We start from the raw sequence: 25388 nt of genomic DNA on the forward strand, positions 1-25388 counted from the left end.
AACAGCTTCTAGCTGGCAGCCGCGCTCCTGGCCGGAACGCCGCTTTCCTTCAGCGGGCCGGAGAACAGGGGCTTGACGGCATACAGCTTGTCGGTCTTGCCGAAAAGATAAACGATATCGTCGGCCTCAAAGCGGGTTTGCGGTCCCGGCGAAGCCTCGATTTCGCCCTGGCGGTGGATCGCCACCACGGTCACGCCGTAGCGGGGCCGCAGGCCGCTCTGGGCCAGGGGCTGGCCGCACAGAGGCGAATCCGCCCCCAGCCGCATGGCCTGTACGCCCATGTCCGGCAGACGGCTGACCACCTCATCGAGGGGGTCTACCGCATTGCTCATGCGCCGGATCATCCGGTAGTTCATCTGGCGGATGCGCGCGGCAAAGGCGTCGATATCCTGCCGGGGTATCAGATACTGGGTAAGCACGCGGCTGAAGACCTCAATGGAGGTTTCAAATTCCTCGGCGATTACGTCGTTGGCTCCCAGGCGGCGCAACGGGGCCACTTCGGTCACAAAACGGGTGCGGGCCACGATGTACAGATTGGGATTGAGCCTGCGCGCCTCAATGGTAATGGCCCGCACCGCCGCCGGGTCGGAAATGATGATCGCCAGCACCCGCGCCTTTTCCACGCCCAGGTGTTCCAGCACCACCGGCTGGGTGGCGTCGCCGTGGGTGATGGGCTCCTTGCCGTGATAGCGGTGCACGGTTTCGGGATTCATTTCCAGAATGGTGTAGGCAATGCCCGATTCGTGCGCCACATGGGCCAGATGCTTGCCGCTGATGCCGAAGCCCACGATGATCAGATGGTCTTCCAGCGAACTCTCTTCGCCGGTATTTTCCTCGTTCTCCAGTTGTTTTTTATTGCGCCAGCCCGTGAGCAGGTCGGCCAGGCGCGGAGCTATGGCGATCAGGCCGGGGGTAAGCATCATGGTCAACACGCTTACGGCCAGAAAGTTCTGGTAGGCGGTCATGTCGAAAAGGCCTGCTGCAAGGCCGGAAGCGGCCAGCACAAAGGAGAATTCGCCCACCTGGGCCAGCGACAGGGCGGTGATGATGGCCGCGCGCAGGGGATAGCCCTGGATCAACACCGCGGGCAGGGCCAGCAGGGCTTTGATAAGGACGAACAGACAGGTGCTCAGGATGATATCAAAGAAATGATGCGCGAAAAAGTCCACATTGAGCATCATGCCCACGGAAATGAAAAAAAGGCTCATGAACACGTCGCGATAGGGCAGGATGCCGGAGATGACGCTCATGCTGTACTGAGAGCGGGCCAGCAGTAAACCGGCCAGAAAGGCCCCCAGGGAAAGGGAAAGACCGAGGGCGCTGGTCAGCAGGGCCATGCCCATGCACAGGCCCAGCGTGGTCAACAGCAGGATTTCACGGGTGCGCGTGCGCATGACGGCTTCCATCAGACGATCGAGCCCGAAATGGGCGAAAAGCAGCACGCCGCCCAGTGCCAGGACCACCCAGAGGACGGAAAAAAATGCGTTTTCCAGCGAAAGCTCCAGTGTGCCCGCCAGCAGCGGCACAGAGAGCAGCATGGGGGCCACCATGATGTCCTGGAATACCAGGATAGCCAGAGAAAGACGGCCTGTGGGCGTATTGGTGGTACCGCGTTCCTGCAGGATCCGCAGCACGATGGCCGAAGAGGAGAGGGCCACCAGGCAGCCCCAGAAAATGCCTTTCTGATAGGTGACGCCTTCCAGAAGAGCAAGGCCCATGACGGCCAGCACGGTCAGGCCGATCTGCAGGCTGCCGCCCAGAAAGACGGGGCGTTTGAGCCTGTTCAGGGCATCGCCCGAAAGTTCCATGCCGATGGTGAACAAAAGCATGGCGACGCCGATATCCGCCACCTGATCAATGGCCTCGCGGTTGCTGACGATACCCAGCAAGGACGGGCCGCAAAGCACGCCGGTAAGCAGAAAGCCCACCGTGGCGGGCAGTTTGAGGCGGTTGCAGACAATGGTGACAACGATAGAGAGCAGAAAGATGATGACTATTTCGTAAAGAAAGGGGACTTCCATGCGGCCTCCGAGCCATGCAAAATAGCATCGGCGGCCACCCCGCGCAAGATGCGCGGCCTGCGGCATCGTGAGGCGCTTTTACTTTTCAGGCCCTTGGGGCATACTTGCCGCAGTGCTTTCTTTTTACGAGGAGACATGGAGATGGATATTTTTGAAGCCCTGTTCACCCGGCGCAGCATCCGCAAATATACTCAGGAAGACGTCAGCGATGAAGACCTGAACATCCTGCTCAAGGCGGCCATGCTGGCTCCCAGCGCCAGCAACCGGCAGCCCTGGCACTTTGTGGTGGTGCGTGATCCCGAGGTGCGCGCGGCCCTGGCGGGACGGCATCCCTATGCCAAAATGGCCGCCGACGCGCCGGTGGTGATCGTGGTCTGCGCGGATCTCAATGAAGAAAAAACCCCCGGTTTCTGGGTACAGGATTGTTCCGCCGCCACCCAAAACCTCATGCTGGCCGCGCGCGCCAGAAATCTGGGTTCTGTCTGGTGCGGCCTGCACCCGGTGGAGGACCGCATACTGCCGGTACGGGAAATACTCAATCTGCCGGACAACGTCATGCCTCTGAGCCTGGTGGCTCTGGGCCATCCCGCCCAGCCTTTTTCTGAAGCGGACCGCTTCCGCGCGGACAGGATTCATAACGACCGCTGGTAGGCAGGCGACCGGAGTATAGCGACAAAAAAGCCGCCCGGCGGAAAGCGGGCGGCTTTTGGCGTTGGGGAGGGAACTTGAAGCGTCATCTGACTAGGGCCTGTTAACACTATTTCAGAGCTATAACAATTAACGCAAAGACGACAAAGGCCAGGAACATAACATCGAGCTTATCGAAGCGAGTAAAAACACGGCGGAAGCCTTTGAGCCTCCTGAAAAGCCGTTCTACCTCATTACGTCTTTTGTATAGCTCTTTGTCATACTCCCACGGTTTCAGTCGGTTGGGATTGGGCGGCACCACCGGAGTGAAGCCCAACTCACGTCCCAAGCGAGTCGTTTCATTACCCTCATATGCGCCATCCATAAGCAAGCTGCACGGCGCTGGCATCGGCCCCAACTGGACAAGCAGCCTGCGCCCCTCGGGGGCATCGCCGGCGTTGCCGGGAGTGAGGCTGAAATTCAACGCGCATTCAGCATTCGCGGCAACCATATCAAGCTTGGTCGTCCAGCCGCCTCTGGACTTTCCGATGGACTGCGGACCTGTTTTTTTAAGGCCCCTGTTCCATCGGGATGAACCTTACCAATAGTACTGTCGAGAGAAACTGCTTCTATTTTAAGGCGGAGTATCTGCTCTTGTTGAAGGCGTTCAAATATACGGTCAAGAACTCCGTTCTTGCTCCAGCGGTTCATGCGCGTGTAGATGCTGTGCCAACAGCCAAAATTTTTCGGCAGTCCACGCCATTTACACCCATGCTCCGCAACGTACAGAATCGCATTCAACACCTGGAGATTGTCAAAATGGACATTACCTCTTTGGCGCGGGAAGCAGTCAGCGATTCTCTCATATTGTTCACGAGTAATTTGCATAAGACATTCTTACGGAATACTCGCTCTTTGTCAAATAGTGTTAACAGGCCCTAGAGCCGTTTGCGCTTGAAATTATCGCTTAACGGCAAAGCAAATTCGCCTTGTGATAATTTCGCGGTGCGGATTTTCACGGAAAATCCGCACCGCGCGTTGAGATGTTTTCAATATCAAAACGCCCTAGCAGATGCCCTGGGCCAGCATGGCGTCGGCCACCTTGCGGAAACCGGCGATATTGGCACCCATCACAAGGTTGCCGGGTTGGCCGAATTCAGCGGCCGTGGCGGCGGCGTTTTTGTAGATATTAGTCATGATCTGCTTCAACTTGCCGTCCACGGTTTCAAAGTCCCAGCTTTGCATGCTGGCGTTCTGAGCCATTTCCAGCTGGCTGGTGGCCACGCCGCCGGCATTGGCGGCCTTGGCCGGGCCATAGGCGATGCCCGCCTTGAGGAAGGCGTGCACGGCGTCCAGCGTGGAGGGCATGTTGGCCCCTTCGGCCACGCACTTGCAACCATTGGCCAGCAGAACCTCGGCGTCGGCCAGGTTGAGTTCGTTCTGCGTGGCGCAGGGGAAAGCGGCAAAGCAGGGAACGGACCACACGGCGTTACGGCCTTGGGGGTAGTCGCCCACCGGAGTGTATTTGGCCGAGGGCACCAATTCGGCATAGCGGCTCAGGGAAGCGCGTTCCACTTCCTTGACCTGCTTCAGCACATCCAGCCTGATGCCGTCCGGATCGTGAATCATGCCGCGCGAATCGGATACGGTGACGGGTTTGGCGCCCACCTGCTGCAGTTTTTCGCAGCAGTAGGTAGCCACGTTGCCCGCGCCGGAAACCACGCAGGTTTTGCCCTGCAGGCTTTCCTTGCGGTCTTCCAGCATGCTCTGGGCAAAATAGACCGCGCCGTAGCCCGTGGCTTCGGTACGCGCCAGGGAACCGCCGAAGAGCAGATTTTTGCCGGTGAGCACGCCTTCATAGCTCTTGGTCAGGCGCTTGTACTGGCCGAAGAGGAAGCCCACTTCGCGGCCGCCCACGCCGATATCCCCGGCGGGCACGTCAATGGTGGCGCCGATGTGGCGGTACAGTTCGTTCATGAAGGCCTGGCAGAAGCGCATGACTTCCATTTCGGACTTGCCCTTGGGGTCGAAATCCGCGCCGCCCTTGCCGCCGCCGATGGCCAGACCGGTAAGGGAGTTCTTGAAGACCTGTTCGAAACCCAGAAACTTGAGGATGCCCAGATTCACGCTGGGATGCAGGCGCAGGCCGCCCTTGTAGGGGCCGATGGCGGAGTTGTACTGCACGCGGAAACCCCGGTTGACCTGAACCTCGCCTTTGTCGTCCACCCATTCCACGCGGAAGGCGATGATGCGCTCGGGTTCGACCATGCGCTCGAGAATCTTGTACTGCTCGTACTTTTTATTCTTGTCCAGCACCGGCTGCAGACTTTGCAGCACTTCCTGCACAGCCTGCAGAAACACAGGCTCATAAGCGTATTTTTCTTTCAGACTGTCCATCACTCGCTGCACGTACGACATCTTGCTCTCCTTGTGGCTGGACCGGATTGCGCCGGGAAATAAATGAGGCTTTAACGGCTTTTTTTATCCAAGTTCCCGGCGGCTGGCAAGGTTTTTCAGGCATCGGCCCCGGGCGGAAGCATGGAGGGCCGGGGCTGATGCCCGAAGGCCCGCGCGGCCTGAAGCGCGCTCAAGGCCATGAGCTTGCAGCGCGGCAGAAGTGTGGAAGGCAGCATATATTCCTGCGCGGTATGGATGTTTTCTCCTTCGGGCCCCATGCAGCAGATGGTGGGGATACCCAAGGCACCGGCACAGAAGCCGGACTCGGCGGCGCTTTCATAGTGCTGACCGGAAAGGCGCATGCCCAGAGTTTCTCCGGCCTCCCGCACCAGTTCGAAAAAGGCGTCGCCCTGCGGGCTGCGCTCCAGGGGATACAGGCGCAGGCCGCCGCTGATATGAGCCGTGGTGCCGGGTACCACGGGTTTTTCAACCAGTTCGCGGATTCCGGCCACCACGCGTCGACCGTCCTCCAGTGTGCGATAGGTCAGGTGAATGCGGGCCTCGGCCCAGGGAGCCACGGAATTGGCAGAAATACCGCCGCTGACCAGGCCGGTGTTGACCGTCAGGCCGCGCGGCAGATCCAGAAAGGCGTTGATGCCCAGAATCTTGTGCGCCAGTTCAATGACGGCGGAAGCGCCTTCCTCGTAATTACGCCCGGCATGCGCGGCCTTGCCCTGGATTTTCAGATGCATATGTCCCGACCCTTTGCGCGAAAGGGTCACCTTGCCGCCTTCGCCGCCCGGTTCGGCGCAGATCACGGCCAGAGCGCCGGGAAGCTGCGCGGCCTGGGCTTTGGAGGCCGTGGGCGAACCCAGCTCCTCATCGGGTGAAAACATCAGGGTCAGGGGGCAGGGCAGCAGGCCGCTCTGTTTGAGCGCCCGCGCCGCGAAGAGCATGGCCACAAGCCCGGCCTTCATGTCCGCCACTCCCGGTCCAGTGGCTCTGTCCGCCGCCCTGTCCAGGCGAAAGGGGCGGGCCGCGGCCGTGCCCACGGGAAACACCGTGTCCATATGCCCGATAAAGGCAATACCCGGACCGGCCTCGGACGCGTGCGTTCTTGCCGTGAAGACGTCGCCCAGGTCCTTCTGCCAGGCTTCGTCCTCGGGAACGGGCGGCTTGGGCAGGCGGCGAACCTGAAAGCCCGCTTCTCCGAGCCAGGCCGTGAGCCTCTCGCCCATACGGTTGACCCCGTCCGCATGAGCCGTGGGGGAATCAATGCCCACCAGTTCCTCCAGCAGGGCGAGCATGGGCGCTTCCTGGTCCTGAAGGATCGTGTCCAACGCGGTTTTCCACTGTGCCGGTTCCATGGCTCTGCTCCTTATCCGCGATAATTTGCCAATCGTGGGCGTTGTACGCGGCCGTCGGAACGTATCGTCACGAGATGGATTTAGTTCTCCAAAAGCAGATGAAATCTGACGCTGCCGGAGACAAGAGGCTCTCGTGAGGGTACGCGTTAAGGTTTGGGGCTGATGGCCTTGAGATAGACGTCGGTCACGGCGTTCATGCGTTCCAGGCGAGGCCGATCGGCTTCGCGCACGGACCCGATGCTTTCGTAAAAGGCCGCGATATCGCCCAGCCAGGTTTGGAGTTTGCTTTTGCCTTGGGCGGCGTTGAAAAGAGCAAGCTGCTCGTTGAGCGTGAAGACGGGATGGGCCTTGAGATCCTGCACGGCCTGTTCGGGAGTCAGCTCCAGGCCCGTCCATTCCTTGAAAAAGCGGCTGTAGTCCGCCGCCAGGTTTTCCGGCGGCGTGGCGCGCAGCATGTCCACGGCGCGGAAGTACATTTTGAGGAAGGCTTCGATCCGCTGCGGGTATTTGTCGGCATAGGCGCGGTTGGCGACCAGCAACACGGGTTGGGATACGCCGCAGTGATTGGAAAGCGCCGCGGCTTTGAAGCCTTTTTGTTCCGCTTCATAGGTCAGGGGCGCCCAGAGCGCCACAGCGTCGCCCAGACCGCCGAAAAACGCGCCCAAGGCAGGGGTCGGGTCCATATATCTGACGCGCACGTCTTTTTCGCTCAGACCCAGAGCCTTGAGCCAGGCCGTCATCAGGTAGTGCGCGGAGGTCGCCTTGGGGCAGAGGATCAGCTTTTTGGCCACGCTGGCGCGGTCGCCGTAGATCTCCGGAAAGGCGGGATTGGCGCCCTTGACCTTGAGTATGGGACTGTCGGCCCGCACATACAGGGCGTTGGCCAGGGATTCGTCGTTGGCCACGGCGATGATGTCCAGGCGGTCATTGAGCGCGGCCGTGAGGGCGGGCACGGCGCCGCATCCGGCCACGGCCCAGTCATAGGCCAGGATGCCCTCGACAATGGCCTTGCCCGAGCCGAAGCGCAACATGGAAACATCCAGGCCGACTTCCCTGTCCCAACCGTGCTTCTTGACGTACCAGACGGCAAAGGCCTCATTTTCCCCCAGCCAGGCCGTTTTCATGGGCACCGGAGCCGCGGCCGCCAGCGCGGCGCGGCTTCCGCAGAAGAGAGTCAGAACCGCCAGACAGAAGATCACCACACCAGTTGTTATTTTCATGCTCTCGTTCCTCCGGAGCGCCGGACGTTTGTCCGGCGCTTCCCCATGCCTGCGATCCGGGCGCGGGAGCGCACCGTCTCAGTTAAACTTGTTTTCCTTCATGATCGTGCCGATGGTTTGCCAGCTCTTGTCCAGCACCTGCTGGAATTCCTTGGCCGAGAGGTAGTCGGTGCTCAGACCGGCCTTGGCGAACTTAGCCTGCACGCCGGGGTCGGCCAGCGCCTCCTTGATCAGATTCTGCATGGTCTCCACACGATCGTCGGGCACGCGCCTGGGGGCCAACAGACCATGGGCCGAGCCCAGCGTCAATTCCTTATTGCCGAGCTGTTCGGCAAAGGTGGGAACGTCGGGGAATTCCGGCAGGCGCTCGGGGCTGGAGACGCCGATCATTCTGAAATCGCCGGAGAGCACATAGGGCTTCTGGTTGATGGTCACTCCGAAACCGCTGGTGACATGGCGTCCCAGCAGGGCGGTGGAGACGTCGTGGCCGCTGGTATAGGCCACATGAGGCAGGGTCACGTCCGGGAACTGCTTCAGCAGCAGGGTCATGAACAGGCGCTGGGTGGAAAGCGCGCCGTGGCTTGCATAATTGTATTTGCCGGGATTGGCCTTGGCCGCTTCAATGAGCCCCTTGAAATCCTTGATCGGCGAATCGGCGTTGACGGCCAGACTCAGCCACATGACGGAGACTTGCGCTACCGTGCGGAAATCCTTGATGTTGTAGCCTGTGGCCTTGACCTGGGGCGTGGTTGAAAATGTCGTCACGGACGGGAAGCCGTAAGTGTAGCCGTCGGGCCGGGCCTTGGCCACTTCCAGCATGGCCGGAGCGCCCGCGCCCCCGGCTTTGCAGAGAATATTCAGCGTGATGTTGTGTTTGGTCTGAAAGTATTCGGCCAGGATGCGGGCGGCAATGTCCACCGCGCCGCCCGGCCCGAAGGGGATGATGATGTTGACGGGTCTGTCGGGATACGCGGCCCGGGCCATACCCGGCGAAAGCGGCAGCAAGAGGGCGCAGGTCGTCAGCGCGGCGCGGAAAAGGCGCATCAGCGTAATCATAATGGTCTCCTTCGTTGCGGGCTCGTGAATATTAAAGTTGTACTTTAGAATATTTTGCTTTTGAAACACTCCGTGTTTCAACGCTTCATTCAGCCGATAACCGCGCTTATCGGCTGAATCCACGCCGCGTTGCGGCGCACCGCACTGTGTACGGCGAGAGCAATTTCATTTCGAAATTGCTCTCCGAGGGGATGCGTCAAAAACGCGCGCCGCCTGCAGGGCGGCCAGGGCCACCAGTTTGGCGCGCGGCAGGAAGGTCGAGGGGGTGATGTACTCGTCGTCGGCATGCAGGCCTGTACCCTCCGGTCCCAGGCTGCAGACGACCGGCAGGTCCAGGATGCTTGAGCAGTAGCCCGACTCCGCCGCTCCTTTGGAGCGGATGCAGTGTACCGGATACTCCAGAACCTCTCCGGCCTGCCGTACCAGTTGCCACAGGGCCTGAACCTTGGGAGTGGGCGTCAGCGGATACAGCCGCATGCCGCCGCTGGCACTGGAAACAGTGCCGGGAATCCAGGTTTTCGCCACATCGGCCCGGATATCCTCCACAAGTTTGCGACCGGCCTCCAGCGTGCGGAAGGTGCAATGGAGGCGTGCCCGAGCATTGGGGGCCACGGAATTGGCCGAAATGCCGCCGCTGATCAGGCCGGTGTTCACCGTGGTGCCTCTGGCGAGATCCAGATGTTCGTTGAAAGCTAGGATTTTGTGGGCCAGTTCAAGAACGGCGGAAGCGCCTTCCTCGTAATTGCGCCCGGCATGGGCGGACTTGCCCTGAATTTCAAGCAGGAAGTGGCCGGAGCCCTTGCGTTCCACGGAAACCCCGCCGCCGGGATAGCCCGGCTCCGTGCAGAGTACCGCGTGCGCGCCGTTAAGCATCTGGCCGAGCAGAGGCGTGGTGGAGGGCGAACCCAGTTCCTCGTCGGGCGAAAAGGTCAGGGTCATGGGCACAGGCATCAGGTCCAGTTCTTTCAGGGCCCTGGCTACGAACATGTTGATCACAAGCCCGGCCTTCATGTCCAGAATGCCGGGGCCGGTGGCTCTGTCGGCGGCTCGGTCCAGGCGGAAGGGGCGGGCCGCCGCCGTCCCGGCCGGAAAGACCGTGTCCATGTGCCCGATGAAGGCCACGCCCGGTCCGGCTTCCTCGGCATGGCTGCGGGCGCAGAACACGTTGCCCAGGGCATCCATCCAGGGCTCATCGGGCGGCGAGGGCCTTTTGGGCAGCATGGCCGCCTGAAAGCCCGCTCCGGCCATCCAGGCGGCGAGCGTCTCGCCCAGTTTGTTCACATCCCCGCCGTCGTGGGAAAAAGAATCCATGTTCACGATGCGTTCCAGAAGGGCGAACATCTCGGGTTCCTTGTCATTGAACCAGGCATCCAGCTTTTCTTTCCATTGCGCGAGTTCCATGTGCGGCTCCTTGGCTGTTGGTCAGGATTGGCGTGGGTTCTTCTGGGAAGCGCGGATGTCGTCGTATACGGACTTGACCAGTACGAACAGGCTGAGCCCCAGGACAATGCAGGCCACGGGGCTGGTGTAAAAGATGGCGTAGTCGTTCTGGGAGATGCTTAATGCCCGTCGGAAGTTGGCTTCGGCGATGGGTTCCAGGATCATGGCCAGCAGCAGCGGTGGCAGAGGGAAGTCGCACTTGGTCATCAGATAGCCCACTGTGCCGAATACCGCCACCACCAGCAGGTCAAAGGTGGAATTGTTCACTGCATAGCCGCCCACCGCACAGAGCGTGACCACGATGGGCATGAGCACACCGCCGGGAATGGCCGTGATCTTGTTGGCCCCGCGCACTGCAATAAGCCCGCAGACCAGCATCAGCACATTGGCGATGATGAAGGCCGAGAAAATGCCGTACACCGTGACCGGATGCTCCACAAAAAGCAGCGGGCCGGGCGTCAGGCCCTGGATCATCAACGCGCCCAGCATAATAGCGGTGATGATGTCGCCGGGCACGCCCAGGGTCAGCAGGGGGATCAGCGCGCCGCCGCAGACGGCGTTGTTGGAGGATTCCGTGGCGGCGATGCCCTCAAGGCAGCCCTTGCCGTACATTTCCGGCGTCTTGGAGTGGCGCTTGGCCTCGGAGTAGGCGAAAAAGGTGGCCGCGCTCACGCCGGTGGCCGGAATGATCCCAATGGCCGTGCCGATGGCCGAGGAGCGCAGAAAGTTTACGGCATTGCCGGTAAGCTCTTTGAAGGAAAGGCCGCGCCTGGATATCTTGCTTTCCTTGAGCGATACGCCCCGGGCAACGTCCTCCACGGTCACCAGCACCTGGGACATGGCGAACAGGCCCACCAGCACCGGCACCAGTGACAGGCCGTTGAAGAGATCCGGAATATCGAAGGTATTGCGCATGTCGCCGGTGACCGGGTCCAGGCCGATGGTGGCGAGAAACAGGCCCACGCAGGCGGAGATCAGGCCTTTGATCAGGTGGCCGGAAGAGAGAGAGGCCACGATGGTCAGGCCGAAGACCGCCACGGCGAAATACTCCGGCGCGCTGAAGGACATGGCCGCGCGGGCCAGCAGCGGCGCTACGGAGACCAGGGCCAGCGCGCTGAAAATGCCGCCGATGAAGGAGGCTATGGTGGCCATGTCCAGAGCTTTGCGGGATTCGCCGCGCGCGGTCAGGGCCGGACCTTCCAGCATGGTGGCCGCTGCGGAAACCGTGCCCGGCGTGCCCACCAGAATGGCCGTGATGCAGCCGCCGTAAATGGCCCCGCAATACATGCCGAGCAGGGCTGAAAAGGCGTCCACCGGAGCCATGCCGAAGGTCAGCGGGATGAGAAGAGCCACGCCCATGGCCGCCGTGAGGCCGGGCAGGGCGCCGAAGATGATCCCCAGGGCCACGCCCATGAGGTTGGCCAACAGGGCGCTCAGACTGAGGGCGCTCATAATGCCGTCAAGGATGTTCGCAAACATGTCTTTCTCCCCTGGAGCATTTCAACTTTGAAATTGTGTCCAATTTCAAAGTTGAAATGCTCTGAGAACGGATGCCGGTTGTGCTGCGGGCCGGGGCCTCATGGCAACATGACCTGGAAAAACCAGCCGAAGGCCGTGAGCAGGGCGGCCGTGGTCAATACCGCGACCAGAACAATTTCCAGCGGCTTGCGCCTGCCGAGCAGAGGCAGTGCGAACAGAAGAAAGAGAAATGTGCTGATGCCGAAGGCTCCGCCCGAGGTAAAAGGCGGATTCTCCATGGCGGCGAAAAGATCGCCGAGTCCGGTCAGCGTGATCAGATACAGGTAGAAGAGGCCGAGAAAGAAAAGGACTTTTTTGAAGACATGGGGTTCGGGCCAGTAGCGTTTGAGGGGCTTTTGCCGCAGGCCCTTGATGAGCAGAACACAGCTCAGAACGGCAAGAATGACGAGAACCGCCCTGGGCACACCGGCGGGCCCCACGTTTTCCGTGTTCCCGGCCGGCGGCAGCAGGCTGACGCTGTATGCGCCCACGGCGCACAATCCGAGCAGAATAAGGCCGCTGACAACGTCTGTTGGGCTTTTCATGCTTTTCCTCTCTCTGGTTTCGCTGCGGAATACCTTGGGAAAGGGACTGCGCGGTGGGAACGCGTCTGCGTTTCCCGCCTACGGTGGACCGCACCGGCCGTGGTCGGTCCTCTGTTCGTGTGTATGCCTCCGCATAAGCAATGACATGGCTAGTCTCTCGCAATCACAAAAGGATGTTTTTGAAGCACGGTATCCAGGTGTTCCTTAATGGCCTTGCGGGAATCGGCGGGCGAGCGGCGCTCCAGAGCGTCGATGATCCGCAGATGCGAGGAAACCGAAAACTGGCGCCATTGCGTGTCGCGCAACTCCGCCGTACGTCCGGCGGCGTAGTGACTGTTCAGCTGGGCCATGGTTCCGGCAAGCAGGCTGTTGCCCGCGCACAGGGCCAGGCAATGGTGAAAACGGGCGTCAAGGTCGCCGTCTTCCTGACCGGTCAACAGGCGGCGCTGCTGGTCGCAGGTGATGATCTTCAATTGGTCGAGCTGTTCGGGGCTGTGGCGCAAGGCGGCCAGCTCGGCAATGGCGGGTTCAAGGATTCTGCGGAATTCCATGACTTCGTCGAACACCAGGTTTTCCGAATCCACGGCCTCCAGGATGGCATTTTTGAGGGGTTCCATGTCGGGCGCGCGTACATAGGTTCCGTCGCCCTGGCGGCTTTCCAGAAGGCCTTTTCCGGCCAGCATCTGAATGGCCTTGCGGATGCTGCTGCGGGAAACACCGAAGCTCTCTGCCAAAGCGCGTTCCGGAGGCAGCTTGTCGCCGCTCTGGAAACGGCCTTCGGCCATGAACTGCCGCAGGCGTTCCGAAAGCCGCTGGTAGCTGCGGCGCGGGCTTGCGCCCTCTCTGTGGATGGCGGTTACGGGCATGATACTGCTCTTGGTTGGGTATGGTTGATTTGACTATGGCTGCTTGTGCTTTTTATGTCAACCTTTTTTAAACCAATTTTCTCTATAAGATAAAAAATAATAATTTTTTATTTCAATTTGTTAAATATATTTTTGGAAATCATGCTGCAAAATATGTGGCCATTTAATAAAAGAATGTTTCAGAAAGGTTGGAGAATGGTTGAATCAGAAATATTGTTTGCGCACAAAAAAAGCGTCCCCGGCAGGCCGGAGCGGAATTGCCCGGCCCACGGGGGACGCCGCAATGAGCATGAGAAAGGGGTCAGGCCATTTGAGCGGCGTAGGCCGCCGCGCTGATCAGGCCCGGCTCAGCAGGATCGTCGGCTTTGACGCGTACCAGCCACCCCTCGCCGTAGGGGCTTTGGTTCAGCAGTTCCGGCGTGTCGGCCAGGGCTTCGTTGATTTCCAGCACAGTGCCGGAAAGCGGCATAACGGCGTCCGAAGTCACCTTGGCCGATTCAATGGAGGCGCAGGACTGCCCTTGGGTGAAATGCGCGCCTGTTTCCGGCAGTTCCACAAAGATCACCGCGCCCAATTGGTCCTGGGCATAGTCGGAAATGCCCACCAGTACGCTGCCGTCGCTCCGGGACTGGGCCCAGAGGTGTTCCGGATGGTACCGGCGGTCATCGGGATAGGAAAGGCTCATGTGTTTTCTCCTGAGTTGTCCGCAGCTCAGGCCGCGGGCTCACGCGGGGCCTGGACGGCCACGGAGAGTATCTCGTCCAGGGTGGGATGGGCGAACATGAAACTGTGCAGCCTGTCGCCGCTGTATTGCCCCAGCAGCAGAAGCTGGGCCGCCGTGACCAGATGGGACACGCCGTGCCCCAGGGCCGCGATGCCGGCCATGCGGCCCTCCTGCCAGACGACTTTCACAAAACCGGAAGCGTCGCCCCCGGCCTGGGCGATGGCGTTGCCCGTAAGCATAGCGCGCGAAACAGCCACTTCGCCGCCCTCGGACATGGCTTGCCGGGCGGTTTTGCCCACCCGCATGACTTCCAGGCTGCCGTAGATGCAGGAGGGCACCGGTCCGGAATCATAGGCTCCGCTTTCCTCCCCCAGAATCTGCCGGGCCACGTAGGCACCCTGATGCTCGGCGGCATGGGCCAGCAGCGTTTTGCCGTTGATGTCGCCGATGGCGAAGACCGTGGGCGCGGCCCGCAGGTAGTCGTCCACCGTGACGAAACCGCGTTTATTCAGGGCGCAGCCCGCCTTTTCAGCTTCCAGGCCGTCGGTATTGGGCTTGCGGCCCACGGCCACCAGGGCCTTGGCCGCGGTCAGCTCCCGGCCGTCCTCCAGCGTCAGCACGGCCTGTCCGTCCCTGGTCAACAGGGAAGATGCCTTGACGCCCGCCAGACAGACGCGCCCGGCCTTGCCCAGCAGCTTCTGCAGTTCCTGGGCGATGTCCGTATCTTCGGTGGGGGCCAGTTGCGGAGCCGCCTCCACCACGGTGACGGCGCTGCCCATGGCGCTGAAAAAGTCGGCCATTTCCAGGCCGATGGCCCCCGCGCCCACGATGATCAGGCTTTCGGGCACAGCCGAGACATTGAGCAGGTCCGTGCTGTCGAGCACCGCGTCATGATCCGGAGTCAGGCCGGGGAAGGACGCGGAACGGGAACCGCCCGCCAGGACAATGTACTGTGCGGAAAGCGCCTGCTCGCCGCCGTCGGCGGCCACGACCCGCACCTCGTGCTCTCCGGCGCAGACCCCGCGCCCGTTGAACAGGGTCACGCCCGCGTCGGCCAGCCCTTTGGCCAAAGTCTGGCTGGAGGCCTTGGTATAACGCTGCACTCTTTTCTGTAGAGCCGCGTAATCCACTTCGACGGTTCCCTTGGCTACACGCTGGCGCTCCAGGCCGCGCAGCAGCCCTTTAGGGGCCACAGCGCCTAACAGCATCTTGGTGGGAATGCAGCCGCAGTTAAGGCAGACGCCGCCCCAGTGGGCGTCTTCCACCAAGGCCACGGATTTGCCCGCGGCAGCGAGGATTTTAGCGGTTTTCGCGCCGCCGGGGCCGCCGCCGATGATGATGACGTCAAATTTGTCCATAGGAGTGCTCCCTGCTAGAAATGGGTTAGCGCCGGTGCCGCGTTACTTGGCAATGTCCGCCTTGAACAGGAATTCCCGCGCGGCGGAGCGGTATTTGAGCAGCATGGCGTCGGGCAGAGCTTCCAGGCCGCGCAGGCCCTGAGGCATGTCCGCCGTGACGGCGGCGACGGCATAGGGCAGGGTATGGTCGCCCGCCGCTTCGGAAACCAGCAGAGCCGCGCCCGCCGCCTCGTCGCGCGTGGGCCAGGATACGGAACCGTCGGCGCGGGGCACGGGATACGCCAGGAAGCGGATGACACCGTCTTCTGTTTTGCGGACCAGGTCAATGCTTTTGGCCAGCTCTTCCTTGCTCGGGGCCGCACCGAACAGATTTTCATATATCGGCGCGGGGCCCACGCAGTTCAGAATCACGCTCACCGGCTTGATTTGCAGCAGACGTTCCAGCAGTTCGGGTTTGCGGCCGTCGCTCTGAACCCAGACGTGCAGGCCGCCCTTGGCGAGGCGGTCCGCCAGAGTCACGAAATTGTCCTCCTGACCGTCCGGGCATTGCGAGAGGTAGAGTCCGGAAATGTCGCCGTGGAGCATGTCACTGCGGGTCACGCAGGCTTCCATCTCATGCCCGGAAAGCAGATAGGCGATGATTTCGCCGCTGCCCTGTTTGATGGCTGTGCCGTCGTCGAAAAGTGGAAACTCCACGCCTTCGGGATTGCGGTAAATGGCTTTGCGGTTGGTGCGATAAAAGGTATTGAACACCGGCGCATCGGCCTTGAAGTCCACAGTGTCGTAGGGCAGGTCGCGCTCGGCCAGAAAGGCTTTGACGATTTTGCAGCGGATGCAGTCAGGCGCGGTATACAGGGTGATGCTCATGTTTTTCTCCTGTCGGGGCCGCCCGTTGCGGGGCGGCCGGTCCGTAACAAGCGGTTATTCAGGATCTTCCACCGAGGCCACGCACAGGGCGTTGTCCGGTTCGAAAGGCGCGCAGCCTTCCACCTCCACCACCGAAACCCGGTCGCCGAAAGCCGCCGCGCCGGGCATGCGGAAGGTATTCACATCAATGCGTTCGATGGCTTTTTCCTCCGGCCTGCCCGCCTGCGGGGCCCATTCATAGGGCGCGCGGTAGGCGCGGTACACCATGTTCATGGGGATCAGCTTGCCCCAGTAGGGCGAAATATATTCCCAGACCAGCTCATGCTCCCGGGTGACTTCAAAGACACGGCCGTCCGACCCCTCGGTAATCAGGGTATTGCCGTTGGGCAGGCGCTGGGCGCTGCTGATAAAAGGACTGTAGAAACGGTTGCTGTCCATGGGCGCCAGGAATCCGGCCTCGCACGGGGTGTACTGCCAGACGATCTCCAGGCTCACGGGGTCGATTTCCAGGACGCGGGAATGGTCGCGCAGAGCGGCCTTGACGCCCGTGGGCGAGCCGGGATTGGGCACATCATAGCCGCCCCAGCCGCCGTTGTCGAAGACCAGGATATTGCCCTCGCCGGGCAGGCCGCGCGGGATCATGTGCGCGTGGTGCTGGCCGATGATCCAGCCGATGGCTCTGGCTTCGGGGCTGGCGTCGTAGTCCGGCCCCAACTTCCAAACGATCTTGCCGGTCTTTTTGCTGATGATGAAGATAATATTGGCTTCGCGGCCGTCGGCGATGATGTTGCCGGGATGGAAGCGCTCGTCGCCCGCGTCATACCATTTGTTGGGGCCCAGCGCGGACATGGAGTTGGTGTGCATCCAGTCGCCCATGCCTTCGGGCTGGGTGGGGCGATAATTGGGATTGCGGCAAAGAGTGTTCTTGGGGCCTTCGCGGAAACCCATTTCATGAAAGTGCTCATTGCAGGACCATTCCCAGACGATGTCGCCGTCCCAGTCCACTTCCAGAATCACGTCGTCCAGCAGCAGCTTGTCCGTGATGTCCTTGTTGCGGGCGTTGCGATGGGCCAGGATCAGGGTGTTGCCCGAATCTGTCTTGGGTTCCATGCCCGGCGCGTAATAGCCCACGGGATTGCCCTCGCGCTGGTGGTCATGGTGGTAGCGAGCCATCCAGCGGCCCGGAGTGCCGGGGTCTTCGATAAATTCATTGCGGTCGAATTTCCAGACGATGTTGCCGTCCCAGTCCACCTGCACCAGATCCAGATAGTCCTGCACGCCGTATTTGCCGTTGCGCAGGCCGCGCGTGGTCAGAATCTGGCCGCCGGGCAGGAGCTTGTTGGGCATGCCGTTGACGCCCTGCCAGACTTTGACTTCACGGCCGTTCATATCCATGAGCACCGCGCCCACTTCGTGGGCCTGAAAGATGGTGAAGCCGTTCCAGCATTTGTCGGGATTGTACACGGTAACGCCGGTGGGATAGATGGTCGGGTGGCCCATAGCTGTGCTCTCCTTTTGCGTTGAATGAGCTGTAACGCCCGAAGATCAGGGATGATCAGGCGATTTCTTCCAGGGATTTGCCGCCGGTGCGCTGACCCCAGAGGCCCACGACCACGGCGGGGATCACGCACATGACGCTGATGATGTAGAATACGCCGTCAAAATTGTAGGCCGCGAAGGCCAGGGGGATCAGCGGCTGGGTGGCGGCCACAGCCAGGCGGCCCATGGAGTTGTGAAAGCCCGTGGCCGTATTGCGCATGCAGGTGGGGTAGGATTCGGCGGTGTAGGAAAAGACCATGAAGTTCATGCCCAGAATGAAGCAGGTGATCAGAAAGCCCATGCCCACAATGCCCCAGAAGGAGGTCAGGTTGCCCAGCACCGGCGTCAGCGCGGCGAGGACGAAGAGCGCCGCCATGATCGGAATTTTGCGTCCGCCTTTGTCGGAAACAAAGGATGAGAAGAACAGCCCGGCCGGCACGCCGATGGAAATGAGCGTCGTGGCCGTGAGGCTTTCCTCCAGGCTGAAGCCGTGAGCCTTGAGCAGAGTGGTCATCCAGTTGTTGATGGCGAAGGTCACGGGATTGCTCAGCAGTACAATGACCAGAAGCACCAGAGTGCGCTTCAGGTATTTGCGGTGGAACATACCGGTGAGCACCTCGCGGACCGGCGTTTTGGCCTGGACTTTCCCGACCGCCTCGCTCAGATCCACATGCTTGCCGGTGAGTTCGAAAACCACCTGCTCCGCCTCGGCCTGCCTGCCGTGAGCCACCAGCCAGCGCGGCGACTCCTTCAGATATCTGAGCCCGATGGCAAAGGCGATCAAGCCGATGCCGCCGAAGTAGAAGATATAGCGCCAAGCTTCCTCGGCCAGGGGAATGATGGCCCGGCAGAGAATGCCGATGACCGGCACGGCGGAAAATCCCACGGCCGCCACCAGATTCTGCCACTTGCCGCGCGTTTCCGCCGGGGCCATTTCCGCGATGTAGGCCTGGGAGCAGACCATCAGGCAGAACACGCCGAAACCGGTCATGGCTCTGGAGGCCACAAAGACCGGGAAACTGTTGGTAAAGCCGTTGAGCACCGAAGCCAGGGAAAAGACCACAATGGCAATGAGGAACGTTTTGCGGCGACCGATAAAATCAGAAACAACGCCGCCCATAAAGCCGCCGGTGGTCATGGCCGCGAAATACCAGAAGTTGACCGTGCCGATATCCTTCAGGGTCAGCCCCCAGGAGTGCATCAGGGCCGGAGCGATGAAGCCGAAGTTCCAATTGTCCATCTGTTCACAGAAGTAGGCCATCATGATGATGAAAAAAATGGCCTTGTGCGGACCTGTGACCGGCAGACCGTCGAAGTAGTTGTTGCTGATTTTCTGCGGGGCGGCGGTACTCATGGGATTTTCCTCCCAAGCTGTGTGTGGCCGGGCACGAAGGGGAACAGCAATGGACGCGTGAGACTTTTTTTGTAGTGAAGTCAGTCTAACGCGCCGTGGGCGCGCGTAGTGTTGCCATTGCAACCTCTTTCACAAAAAAGTGAAAAAAAATTCAAAGTGGCAGGCGAAGAAAGAAACAGCCCGGAAAATATCCGGGCTGTTTCAGGCTGTCTGCAAATCCTTGCCGCGAAATGTGAGTAGGCGGGCTTTGCTCCCCGTACAAGAACATTTCAAGTGTTACATGCTCTAAAAGGCGTAAATTACATTAAGGCTGACTTTCCAGGCATCCTTGTAATTCAGGCTGTCGCCCGCGATATTTTCATAACGGCCCCAGGTGCCTTCATCCAGCCAGAGGTGGATGTAACCGGTTTCCAGAATGAAGCTGAGATTCTCTGCGGCCTTGTAAGTGCTGTCGAAGTTGATTTCCAGGCTGCTGTCCGAGCGGGTCAGGTAGGTGCCGAAGGAGTTGAAGTCCGTATTGTTGCGGTACACCGCGCGGCCCGCGCCGTCCATAGGACGCCGCCCCGTGATGTAGGCGGCCATCTTGGGATCATTGGTGCCGCCAAAGTAGTTCACGCGCAGCGTATGGCTGAGGTCATCCATGAAACTGAGTCTTTTGATCCTCGCTCCCACGCCCCAGGTGCCGTTGGGGTTGGTGCCCAGTACGCCCTTGCCGCCGCCCATGATCGGATTGCCCCGGTAGCCGAAGCTGGACAGGGAATTGGTCAGGTTGTTGGTGGTGGCGACGTAGGGCAGGCGCTCGGAACCGTTGTGCGGATTGTCGTCGTCGCCGCTGAAATACCAGCCGTACAGGCCGGGCACGCCCCAGTCCGTATCGTATTCGCCCAACAGCATGCCGAACCAGCCCTGGCGATTAAGGTATTCCCGGCCGTTGTCCACGCTGCCGTAGATGAAATCCCAACTGACCCGGAACGGTGAAAAGGCCGTGACTTCGCCGGTCAGTCCGCCCCAGAACATGGTGCTGTATGCCGTATTCCAGAGGGATGCGCCGCCGCGGCCGGAGCTGAAGGCGGCGGGAAAGAGGCCGTCCCGCATCTGGAGACCGTCAATGGCCTGGCTGCTGGGATTGTTGAAGGTGAACGTCTTGCTATTCCCGGCGGCATTCCTGACGGTAAAGGGCTTGAGCGTATTGGGCCCCATGCCCCCGGCCATGGCCCAGGGGGTGATCTTCATGCCGTCCAGCGACACCGGTGCCAGCAGGACGAAGAGGTCGAAGTTGTCCAGATAGTCGGCCGTGACGCCGTTATCGGCGGTATCCAGCCAATTGTCGTTGTAGGGCCGCATCCACAGGGCAGTCAGACCAAAGGATTTGTTGAAAGCGTAGGAAGCGGTGATGCCCGCCACATCGTCGTTGAAGACCGGATTGTCCAGAGCGAAGCCGGGCAGTCTGACGCCCTGCAGGCCCATGCGCACCTTGAGATCCGCATGCGGCGGCATCCAGTCCACATAGGCCTGTTTGACCTTGACCATATTGCTGCCGTCAGCGCCCAGCGCGCCGCCCTGGGCGGACATGCCCCAGCGCTGCTCGCCGATTTCAAAAAAAACCACGCCCGCGAGGCTTTCGGAGGCCACGGCCTGCAATTGCAAATGCAGACGCTGGATGGCTTCGAATTCGTCACGTTTCTGGTGTATGGCAGCCCACTGCTGGCCGATTTGATGACTGCCCTGGCGGTTTTTGCCCATGAAATTGCCGCCGTTGATATAGTCAAAGGCGAACTGCCAGCTTCCTTTGACTTTGAAATCCACGGCCCACCCCGTGGCTGCGTCCCCGAGCAGCAGCGCTACGGCCAGAAATACAATTCCCCATTTTCTCATTGCCTTCTCCTTCGGAAAAATTTTCAACCGTCCCGAATGCAGCGTCCATGAGAGCGGCCCGACGCTGAAAAAACCGTGCCGCTCCGCAAATAGGCCCTAAAGAACCAGGCGCCAGTATGGCACGGCCACAAAGGCCACAAACGCGCCGGCCAGCACGATGCGGATGGCCATGACCAGCAGCATTTCCTTGAAGTTGATGTAGCCGCTGCTGAAGAAATAAAGATACAGGGCGTACTCGTAGGGGAAGAGCAGATTGTCCAGGCCGTACTGGAAGGAATAGTAAAGCAGGCGCGGGTCAAGGCCCATATCCATGCCCAGTTCGGTGATGGGCGAGGTGAGGGTGGAGGTGGCGGCCAGGGGCGTGAGCAGGAAATTGGAGAGAAAACCCACCAGGTAGGAACAGAGCCCGGCCACTGTGGGCCCCATGTTGCTGAACAGGGGCAGCACCAGGTTGGCCAGCCAGTCCGTGACCTTGAGGAAACCGCCAGCGCTGCCGATGCACATGCAGCCCATGATGAAGAACAGCGGCGCGAAGTTGACCTTGTTGACGCGTGGCCCGTCCATCAGGCTGACGCCGGGCAGAAAGGAAGCCACGGACACCAGCACCAGCACCACGCCCGCGCTGATGCCGTGCAGGCTGTCGGTTGCCAGCAGGGCCAGGGTCAGGACCAGCAGAGCCAGAGCGCGTTTCTGTTCCGGCGCCATGACGCCCAGTTCACGGTATTTTTCCTGCACCACACAGCGCAGGACATCCTTTTTGACCGGCGAGCGCAGCACCAGCAGCACAATGGCCAGGGACATGGCCGTGTACAGCATGCCGGGCACGAAATTGTGCAGAGCGTATTGCATCCAGGTGGTCTGGGTGCCCATGATCTTGTCGGCCAGCCCCATGCCCATGGTCAGGTCCGCCGCGCCCGTCAGATAGCAGAGCTTGGTGGAACCCACTGCCAGGCAGGTGCCCAGCACCACGGCCGTGGCTTCGCGGCTTTTGGGCTTGAAGTCCAGCGCGTCGCAGAGGCTCAGGGCCACGGCGCAGAAAATGGCGGCCTTGCCCATGATGGAAGGCACCAGCGGGGACACGATGGCCGCGCCCAGAGTGATGCCGCAAAGAGCCCCGGCAAAACTGCCGCCCGCCGCGCGCACGCAGCCGAGAGCGATGCGCTTGCCCAGGCCCGTATCCTGAATGATCTTGCCGAGGATGAAGCCGCCGATGACGATGATCGGCACTTCGGAGAGCCAGGGGCTGTAGACCACCTTCATGCCCACCCCGCAGAACAGGATGTACAGGGCGGGAAGCAGAATGCCCACGGCGATTTCATTCAGGGTGTCCATGGCCCAGGCGCACACGGCCCAGAGCGTGATGGCCAGAAAGGCCATCATGGGTTGGCTGAGCGAGCCGTCCCTGGGCAAGAGCAGATAGACGCCCAGAGGAAGGATCAGGCTTAAGGCCCATTTGGCCAGCATGCTGGGGTTGAAGTCGGAAGTCTTGAAGAACATACGCGGCTCCTTGCGTATTCTGAACCTGTTGGGGGATGGAATAGCGCGCCCGGGGCACGGGTTCCGATGCGGAACCGGCCGGAACGCTCCGCATGGGAAGCGCCCCGGCCGGGACGGCGTTATTCTTCCGTGGGGTCTTCCACTGAAGCCACGCACAGGGCGTTGCTGCCCTCGTAGGGCTGGCAGCCTTCCACACCCACTTCCCTGGCCCGCTCGCCCGCGGCGGCAGCGCCCGGCACGCGGAAGGTGCTCACGTCCAGCGGCGCGATGGGCGTTTCAGCAGGCTTGGCCGCCTGCGGCACCCATTCATAGGGCACGCGGTAGGCGCGGTAGGTCATGTTCATGGGCACATGCTTGCCCCAATAGGGCGAAATGAATTCCCAGACGATTTCGTGTTCCGGCGTAACTTCGAACACGCGGCCGTCCGAGCCTTCGGTAATCAGCGTGTTGCCGTTGGGCAGACGCTGCATGCCGCTGATGAAGGGGCTGTAGAAACGGTTGCTGTCCATGGGTTCCAGGAATCCGGCCTCGCGCGGGGTATACTGCCAGACGATCTTGAGATTCACGGGGTCGATTTCCAGCACGCGGGAGTGGTCGCGCAGGGCGGCCTTGACGCCCGTGGGCGAGCCGGGATTGGGCACGTCGTAGCCGCCCCAGCCGCCGTTGTCGAAAACCAGGATATGGCCTTCGCCGGGCAGGCCGCGCGGGATCATATGCGCGTGGTGCTGGCCGATGATCCAGCCGATGGCGCGCAGTTCGGGCGTGCTGTCGTAATCCGGGCCGAGCTTCCAGGTGATCTTGCCGGTTTTTTTGCTGATGATGAAAATGATGTTGGCTTCGCGGCCGTCCACGATCAGGTTGTCGGGATGGAAGCGCTCGTCGCCCGCGTCGTACCACTTGTTGGGGCCGAGCACGGACATGGAGTTGATGTGCATCCAGTCGCCCATGCCTTCGGGCAGCGTGGGGCGGTAGTTGGGATTGCGGCAGAGGGTGTTCTTGGGGCCTTCACGGAAGCCCATTTCATGGAAGTGCTCGTTGCAGGACCATTCCCAGACGATGTCGCCGTCCCAGTCCACTTCCAGAATCAGGTCGTCCAGAAGTAGCTTGTCCGTAATGTCCTTGTTGCGCACATTGCGGTGGGCCAGGATCAGGGTGTTGCCCGAATCGGTCTTGGGCTCCATGCCCGGCGCGTAGTAGCCCACGGTGTTGCCTTCGCGCTGGAAGTCGTGGTGGTAGCGGGCCATCCAGCGTCCCGGAATGCCGGGATCTTCAATGTATTCATTCTTGTCGAATTTCCAGACGATATTGCCGTCCCAGTCCACCTGAATCAGATCCAGGCCGTCCTGGACGCTGTATTTGCCGCTGCGCCGTCCCCGGCCGGTCAGCAGGTAGCCGCCGGGGAAAATCTTGTTGGGCATGCCGTGCACGCCTTTCCAGACGTTGATCTCGCGGCCGTTCATGTCCATGAGCACAGCGCCCATTTCATTGGCCTGAAAGATGGTGAATCCGCTCCAGCATTTTTCCGGTTTGTAGAGGGTGACGCCGGTGGGATAAATGGTTGGGTGGCCCATGCGTGAACTCCTTACGGTTGGGGTGGATGATTTTCAGACTCCGGCCCACAGGCTGGAGAAATTTGGGGCAAATCAATATCATTCTGAAATCATGCGTTTTTTTATATGGATGGCGTACTGTAGCCTGCGGCAAAGAAAATTTGTGTTGCCATTGCAACCTTTTTCACAAAATAATAGACAGCTGATAAAGACGGACGCCCTCCGCACGAGGCGACTGGCCGTTACGGAAAAAATGCGGGTATGGAGAATAGTGGTGAGCAATCGATGTCTGGGCTTTACGGAATTACGCGACGTGAACGCTGTCTGGCGTTCTGTCCTGGATCTCGCCGTGCGTTATATTTGGCGCAAGGGACATTGCATTGAATCGCACGGAGAGCTGTTGTTCCTGGACAAGGGCCAGGTGCGGCTGACCCATTTTACCCTGGACGGCGCGGAAAAGATTCTCTGGTACATCAACCACGGCTGTCTGTTCGGTGAAACGCCGTTGTTTGATCCCATGGCAGACGACAGGGGCAGTGTGCACATCTGCGCCATGGACTGCGTGGTTTACGCTTTTTCCAAAGACTGCGTAGAGCATTTGAGCCGCACGCGGCCCGATCTGACTCTCAATCTGCTGCACAGTATGGCCCGCAAGCTGCGCACGCTTTCCAACCAGGCCTCGTCGCTCTATGTGGATGACGTGCTGGTACGCACCTGCAAATTTCTGGCCCGGCGCCTGCTGCCGGACAGTGACCCCCTGACCGCTGATCCCGGGATTTCCCGGCAAGAAATGGCGAGTCTGCTGGGCGTGCACCGGATCACGCTTTATAAGGTGCTGCGCCAGCAAGAGGAGCAAGGCCTGTTCGGGCCCTTTGAACGGCACGCCGTCACCATTCTACGGCCCGAAGAATTTTTTCGCCTGGTCAATTCGTAACCGGAAGACAAGCACTCACATCCTGGTGTGCTTTTTCAGCCTGCACCGCGTATCAGCGCTTCTTTTCAACCTTGCCGCGCACAAGAAGAGCCTTAATTTTAGGTGTATGCCGTAGAAGAAAACAGCGCGATGGAGGCGGATATGGCTGTGGGATGGGCCGGCGACAGCGCCGTTCAGGACCAGATTCAGGATTCGATCAATGACGAGATCCGTCGGGCGCGTGCCTGCCTGCCGCAGGGCGTCAGTCTGGAATATTGCGAAGAGTGCGGCGACAGGATCCCGGAAGCCCGCCGTAAGGCTTTGCCCGGCGTGCGTCTGTGCGTGCATTGCCAGGAAGAGGCTGACAGGGAACAGCAAGCCGTCCGTCTGTATAACCGGAAGGGCAGCAAGGACAGCCAGTTGCGATAAGAAAGGGCTGGCGTTAAAAGTATTGCGCCCTTTACACAGCAAGAGGCCGCAGTCAGTTGGCTGCGGCCTCTTGCAATCCGTCCTTGAGAGAGGGAGAATAACTTTTATTGGTGAAGTTCGCGGGTCATGCGGTTTTGAAATGGCCATGCGCAAGGAGCCCACGGGGAGATACATTCCTGTGCCGCAACCGTCCGGCTTCAACACGACTGTCGTCTTTCCGCGCTG

General features: G+C 60.5%; 21 protein-coding genes. 3 read left to right on the forward strand and 18 right to left on the reverse strand.

Annotated elements, in window-relative coordinates; all coding sequences use genetic code 11:
* Positions 1 to 8 precede the first annotated feature (8 nt).
* A complete protein-coding gene (locus HMPREF0326_RS09330; protein WP_008684301.1) occupies positions 9 to 2021 on the reverse strand; it encodes a cation:proton antiporter domain-containing protein in 2013 nt (670 codons plus the stop codon).
* 141 nt (positions 2022 to 2162) lie between these two features.
* Between HMPREF0326_RS09330 and HMPREF0326_RS09335 the strand changes: the two genes are divergently transcribed.
* Positions 2163 to 2672, forward strand: a complete 510-nt coding sequence (locus HMPREF0326_RS09335; RefSeq protein WP_008684300.1) for a nitroreductase family protein — start codon at positions 2163 to 2165, stop codon at positions 2670 to 2672.
* Positions 2673 to 2778: 106 nt separating this feature from the next.
* Here the strand turns inward: HMPREF0326_RS09335 and HMPREF0326_RS16790 are convergent.
* The 17 genes from HMPREF0326_RS16790 to HMPREF0326_RS09420 all read right to left on the reverse strand — a co-directional run bounded on the left by HMPREF0326_RS16790 (position 2779) and on the right by HMPREF0326_RS09420 (position 23842).
* Positions 2779 to 3536, reverse strand: a protein-coding gene (locus HMPREF0326_RS16790; protein WP_147568407.1) for an IS5 family transposase whose coding sequence is annotated in 2 segments (ribosomal slippage) — positions 2779 to 3212 and positions 3212 to 3536 — 759 coding nt in all. Because the reading frame shifts where the segments join, the coding sequence is not laid out codon by codon here.
* Between the two features lie 177 nt (positions 3537 to 3713).
* A complete protein-coding gene (gene gdhA, locus HMPREF0326_RS09345; RefSeq protein WP_008684298.1) occupies positions 3714 to 5066 on the reverse strand; it encodes an NADP-specific glutamate dehydrogenase in 1353 nt (450 codons plus the stop codon).
* Positions 5067 to 5161: 95 nt separating this feature from the next.
* Positions 5162 to 6412, reverse strand: coding sequence for a M20 family metallopeptidase (locus HMPREF0326_RS09350; protein ID WP_009301687.1), 1251 nt, complete (start codon positions 6410 to 6412; stop codon positions 5162 to 5164).
* Positions 6413 to 6558: 146 nt separating this feature from the next.
* On the reverse strand, positions 6559 to 7632 hold the full coding sequence (locus tag HMPREF0326_RS09355; protein WP_008684296.1) for an ABC transporter substrate-binding protein: 1074 nt from the start codon (positions 7630 to 7632) through the stop codon (positions 6559 to 6561).
* Between the two features lie 78 nt (positions 7633 to 7710).
* On the reverse strand, positions 7711 to 8688 hold the full coding sequence (locus tag HMPREF0326_RS09360; protein ID WP_008684295.1) for a tripartite tricarboxylate transporter substrate binding protein: 978 nt from the start codon (positions 8686 to 8688) through the stop codon (positions 7711 to 7713).
* A gap of 165 nt (positions 8689 to 8853) precedes the next feature.
* Entirely contained in the window at positions 8854 to 10089 is a 1236-nt protein-coding gene (locus HMPREF0326_RS09365) for a M20/M25/M40 family metallo-hydrolase (RefSeq protein ID WP_008684294.1), read from the reverse strand.
* Between the two features lie 21 nt (positions 10090 to 10110).
* Positions 10111 to 11607: a tripartite tricarboxylate transporter permease gene (locus HMPREF0326_RS09370; protein WP_008684293.1), complete on the reverse strand. Its 1497-nt coding sequence runs from the start codon at positions 11605 to 11607 to the stop codon at positions 10111 to 10113.
* 98 nt (positions 11608 to 11705) lie between these two features.
* A complete protein-coding gene (locus HMPREF0326_RS09375; protein ID WP_008684292.1) occupies positions 11706 to 12191 on the reverse strand; it encodes a tripartite tricarboxylate transporter TctB family protein in 486 nt (161 codons plus the stop codon).
* Positions 12192 to 12340: 149 nt separating this feature from the next.
* The gene (locus HMPREF0326_RS09380) at positions 12341 to 13057 is read right to left on the reverse strand and encodes a FadR/GntR family transcriptional regulator (protein ID WP_008684291.1); all 717 of its coding nucleotides are present in this window, start codon (positions 13055 to 13057) and stop codon (positions 12341 to 12343) included.
* A 301-nt stretch (positions 13058 to 13358) separates the two neighbouring features.
* A complete protein-coding gene (gcvH, locus tag HMPREF0326_RS09385; protein WP_008684288.1) occupies positions 13359 to 13742 on the reverse strand; it encodes a glycine cleavage system protein GcvH in 384 nt (127 codons plus the stop codon).
* 26 nt (positions 13743 to 13768) lie between these two features.
* Positions 13769 to 15139, reverse strand: a complete 1371-nt coding sequence (locus HMPREF0326_RS09390) for a dihydrolipoyl dehydrogenase family protein (RefSeq protein WP_008684286.1) — start codon at positions 15137 to 15139, stop codon at positions 13769 to 13771.
* 42 nt (positions 15140 to 15181) lie between these two features.
* Positions 15182 to 16006: a hypothetical protein gene (locus tag HMPREF0326_RS09395; RefSeq protein WP_008684284.1), complete on the reverse strand. Its 825-nt coding sequence runs from the start codon at positions 16004 to 16006 to the stop codon at positions 15182 to 15184.
* Positions 16007 to 16060: 54 nt separating this feature from the next.
* Positions 16061 to 17506 (reverse strand): aryl-sulfate sulfotransferase, encoded by a 1446-nt coding sequence (locus tag HMPREF0326_RS09400; protein WP_008684282.1) that lies wholly within the window; start codon positions 17504 to 17506, stop codon positions 16061 to 16063.
* 55 nt (positions 17507 to 17561) lie between these two features.
* Positions 17562 to 18899, reverse strand: coding sequence for an MFS transporter (locus HMPREF0326_RS09405; protein WP_008684280.1), 1338 nt, complete (start codon positions 18897 to 18899; stop codon positions 17562 to 17564).
* Positions 18900 to 19184: 285 nt separating this feature from the next.
* Positions 19185 to 20774 carry an outer membrane homotrimeric porin gene (locus HMPREF0326_RS09410; protein ID WP_008684279.1) on the reverse strand — a complete coding sequence of 530 codons (1590 nt, stop codon included), beginning with the start codon at positions 20772 to 20774 and terminating at the stop codon, positions 19185 to 19187.
* A 96-nt stretch (positions 20775 to 20870) separates the two neighbouring features.
* On the reverse strand, positions 20871 to 22271 hold the full coding sequence (locus tag HMPREF0326_RS09415) for an SLC13 family permease (RefSeq protein ID WP_008684277.1): 1401 nt from the start codon (positions 22269 to 22271) through the stop codon (positions 20871 to 20873).
* Between the two features lie 119 nt (positions 22272 to 22390).
* A complete protein-coding gene (locus tag HMPREF0326_RS09420) occupies positions 22391 to 23842 on the reverse strand; it encodes an aryl-sulfate sulfotransferase (RefSeq protein ID WP_008684274.1) in 1452 nt (483 codons plus the stop codon).
* 253 nt (positions 23843 to 24095) lie between these two features.
* Between HMPREF0326_RS09420 and HMPREF0326_RS09425 the strand changes: the two genes are divergently transcribed.
* Positions 24096 to 24755, forward strand: coding sequence for a Crp/Fnr family transcriptional regulator (locus HMPREF0326_RS09425; protein ID WP_009301680.1), 660 nt, complete (start codon positions 24096 to 24098; stop codon positions 24753 to 24755).
* A 141-nt stretch (positions 24756 to 24896) separates the two neighbouring features.
* Positions 24897 to 25163: a DksA/TraR family C4-type zinc finger protein gene (locus HMPREF0326_RS09430; protein WP_009301678.1), complete on the forward strand. Its 267-nt coding sequence runs from the start codon at positions 24897 to 24899 to the stop codon at positions 25161 to 25163.
* Positions 25164 to 25388 lie beyond the last annotated feature (225 nt).

This window comes from Desulfovibrio sp. 3_1_syn3 (genome assembly GCF_000145315.2).
Lineage (GTDB): Bacteria > Desulfobacterota > Desulfovibrionia > Desulfovibrionales > Desulfovibrionaceae > Desulfovibrio > Desulfovibrio fairfieldensis.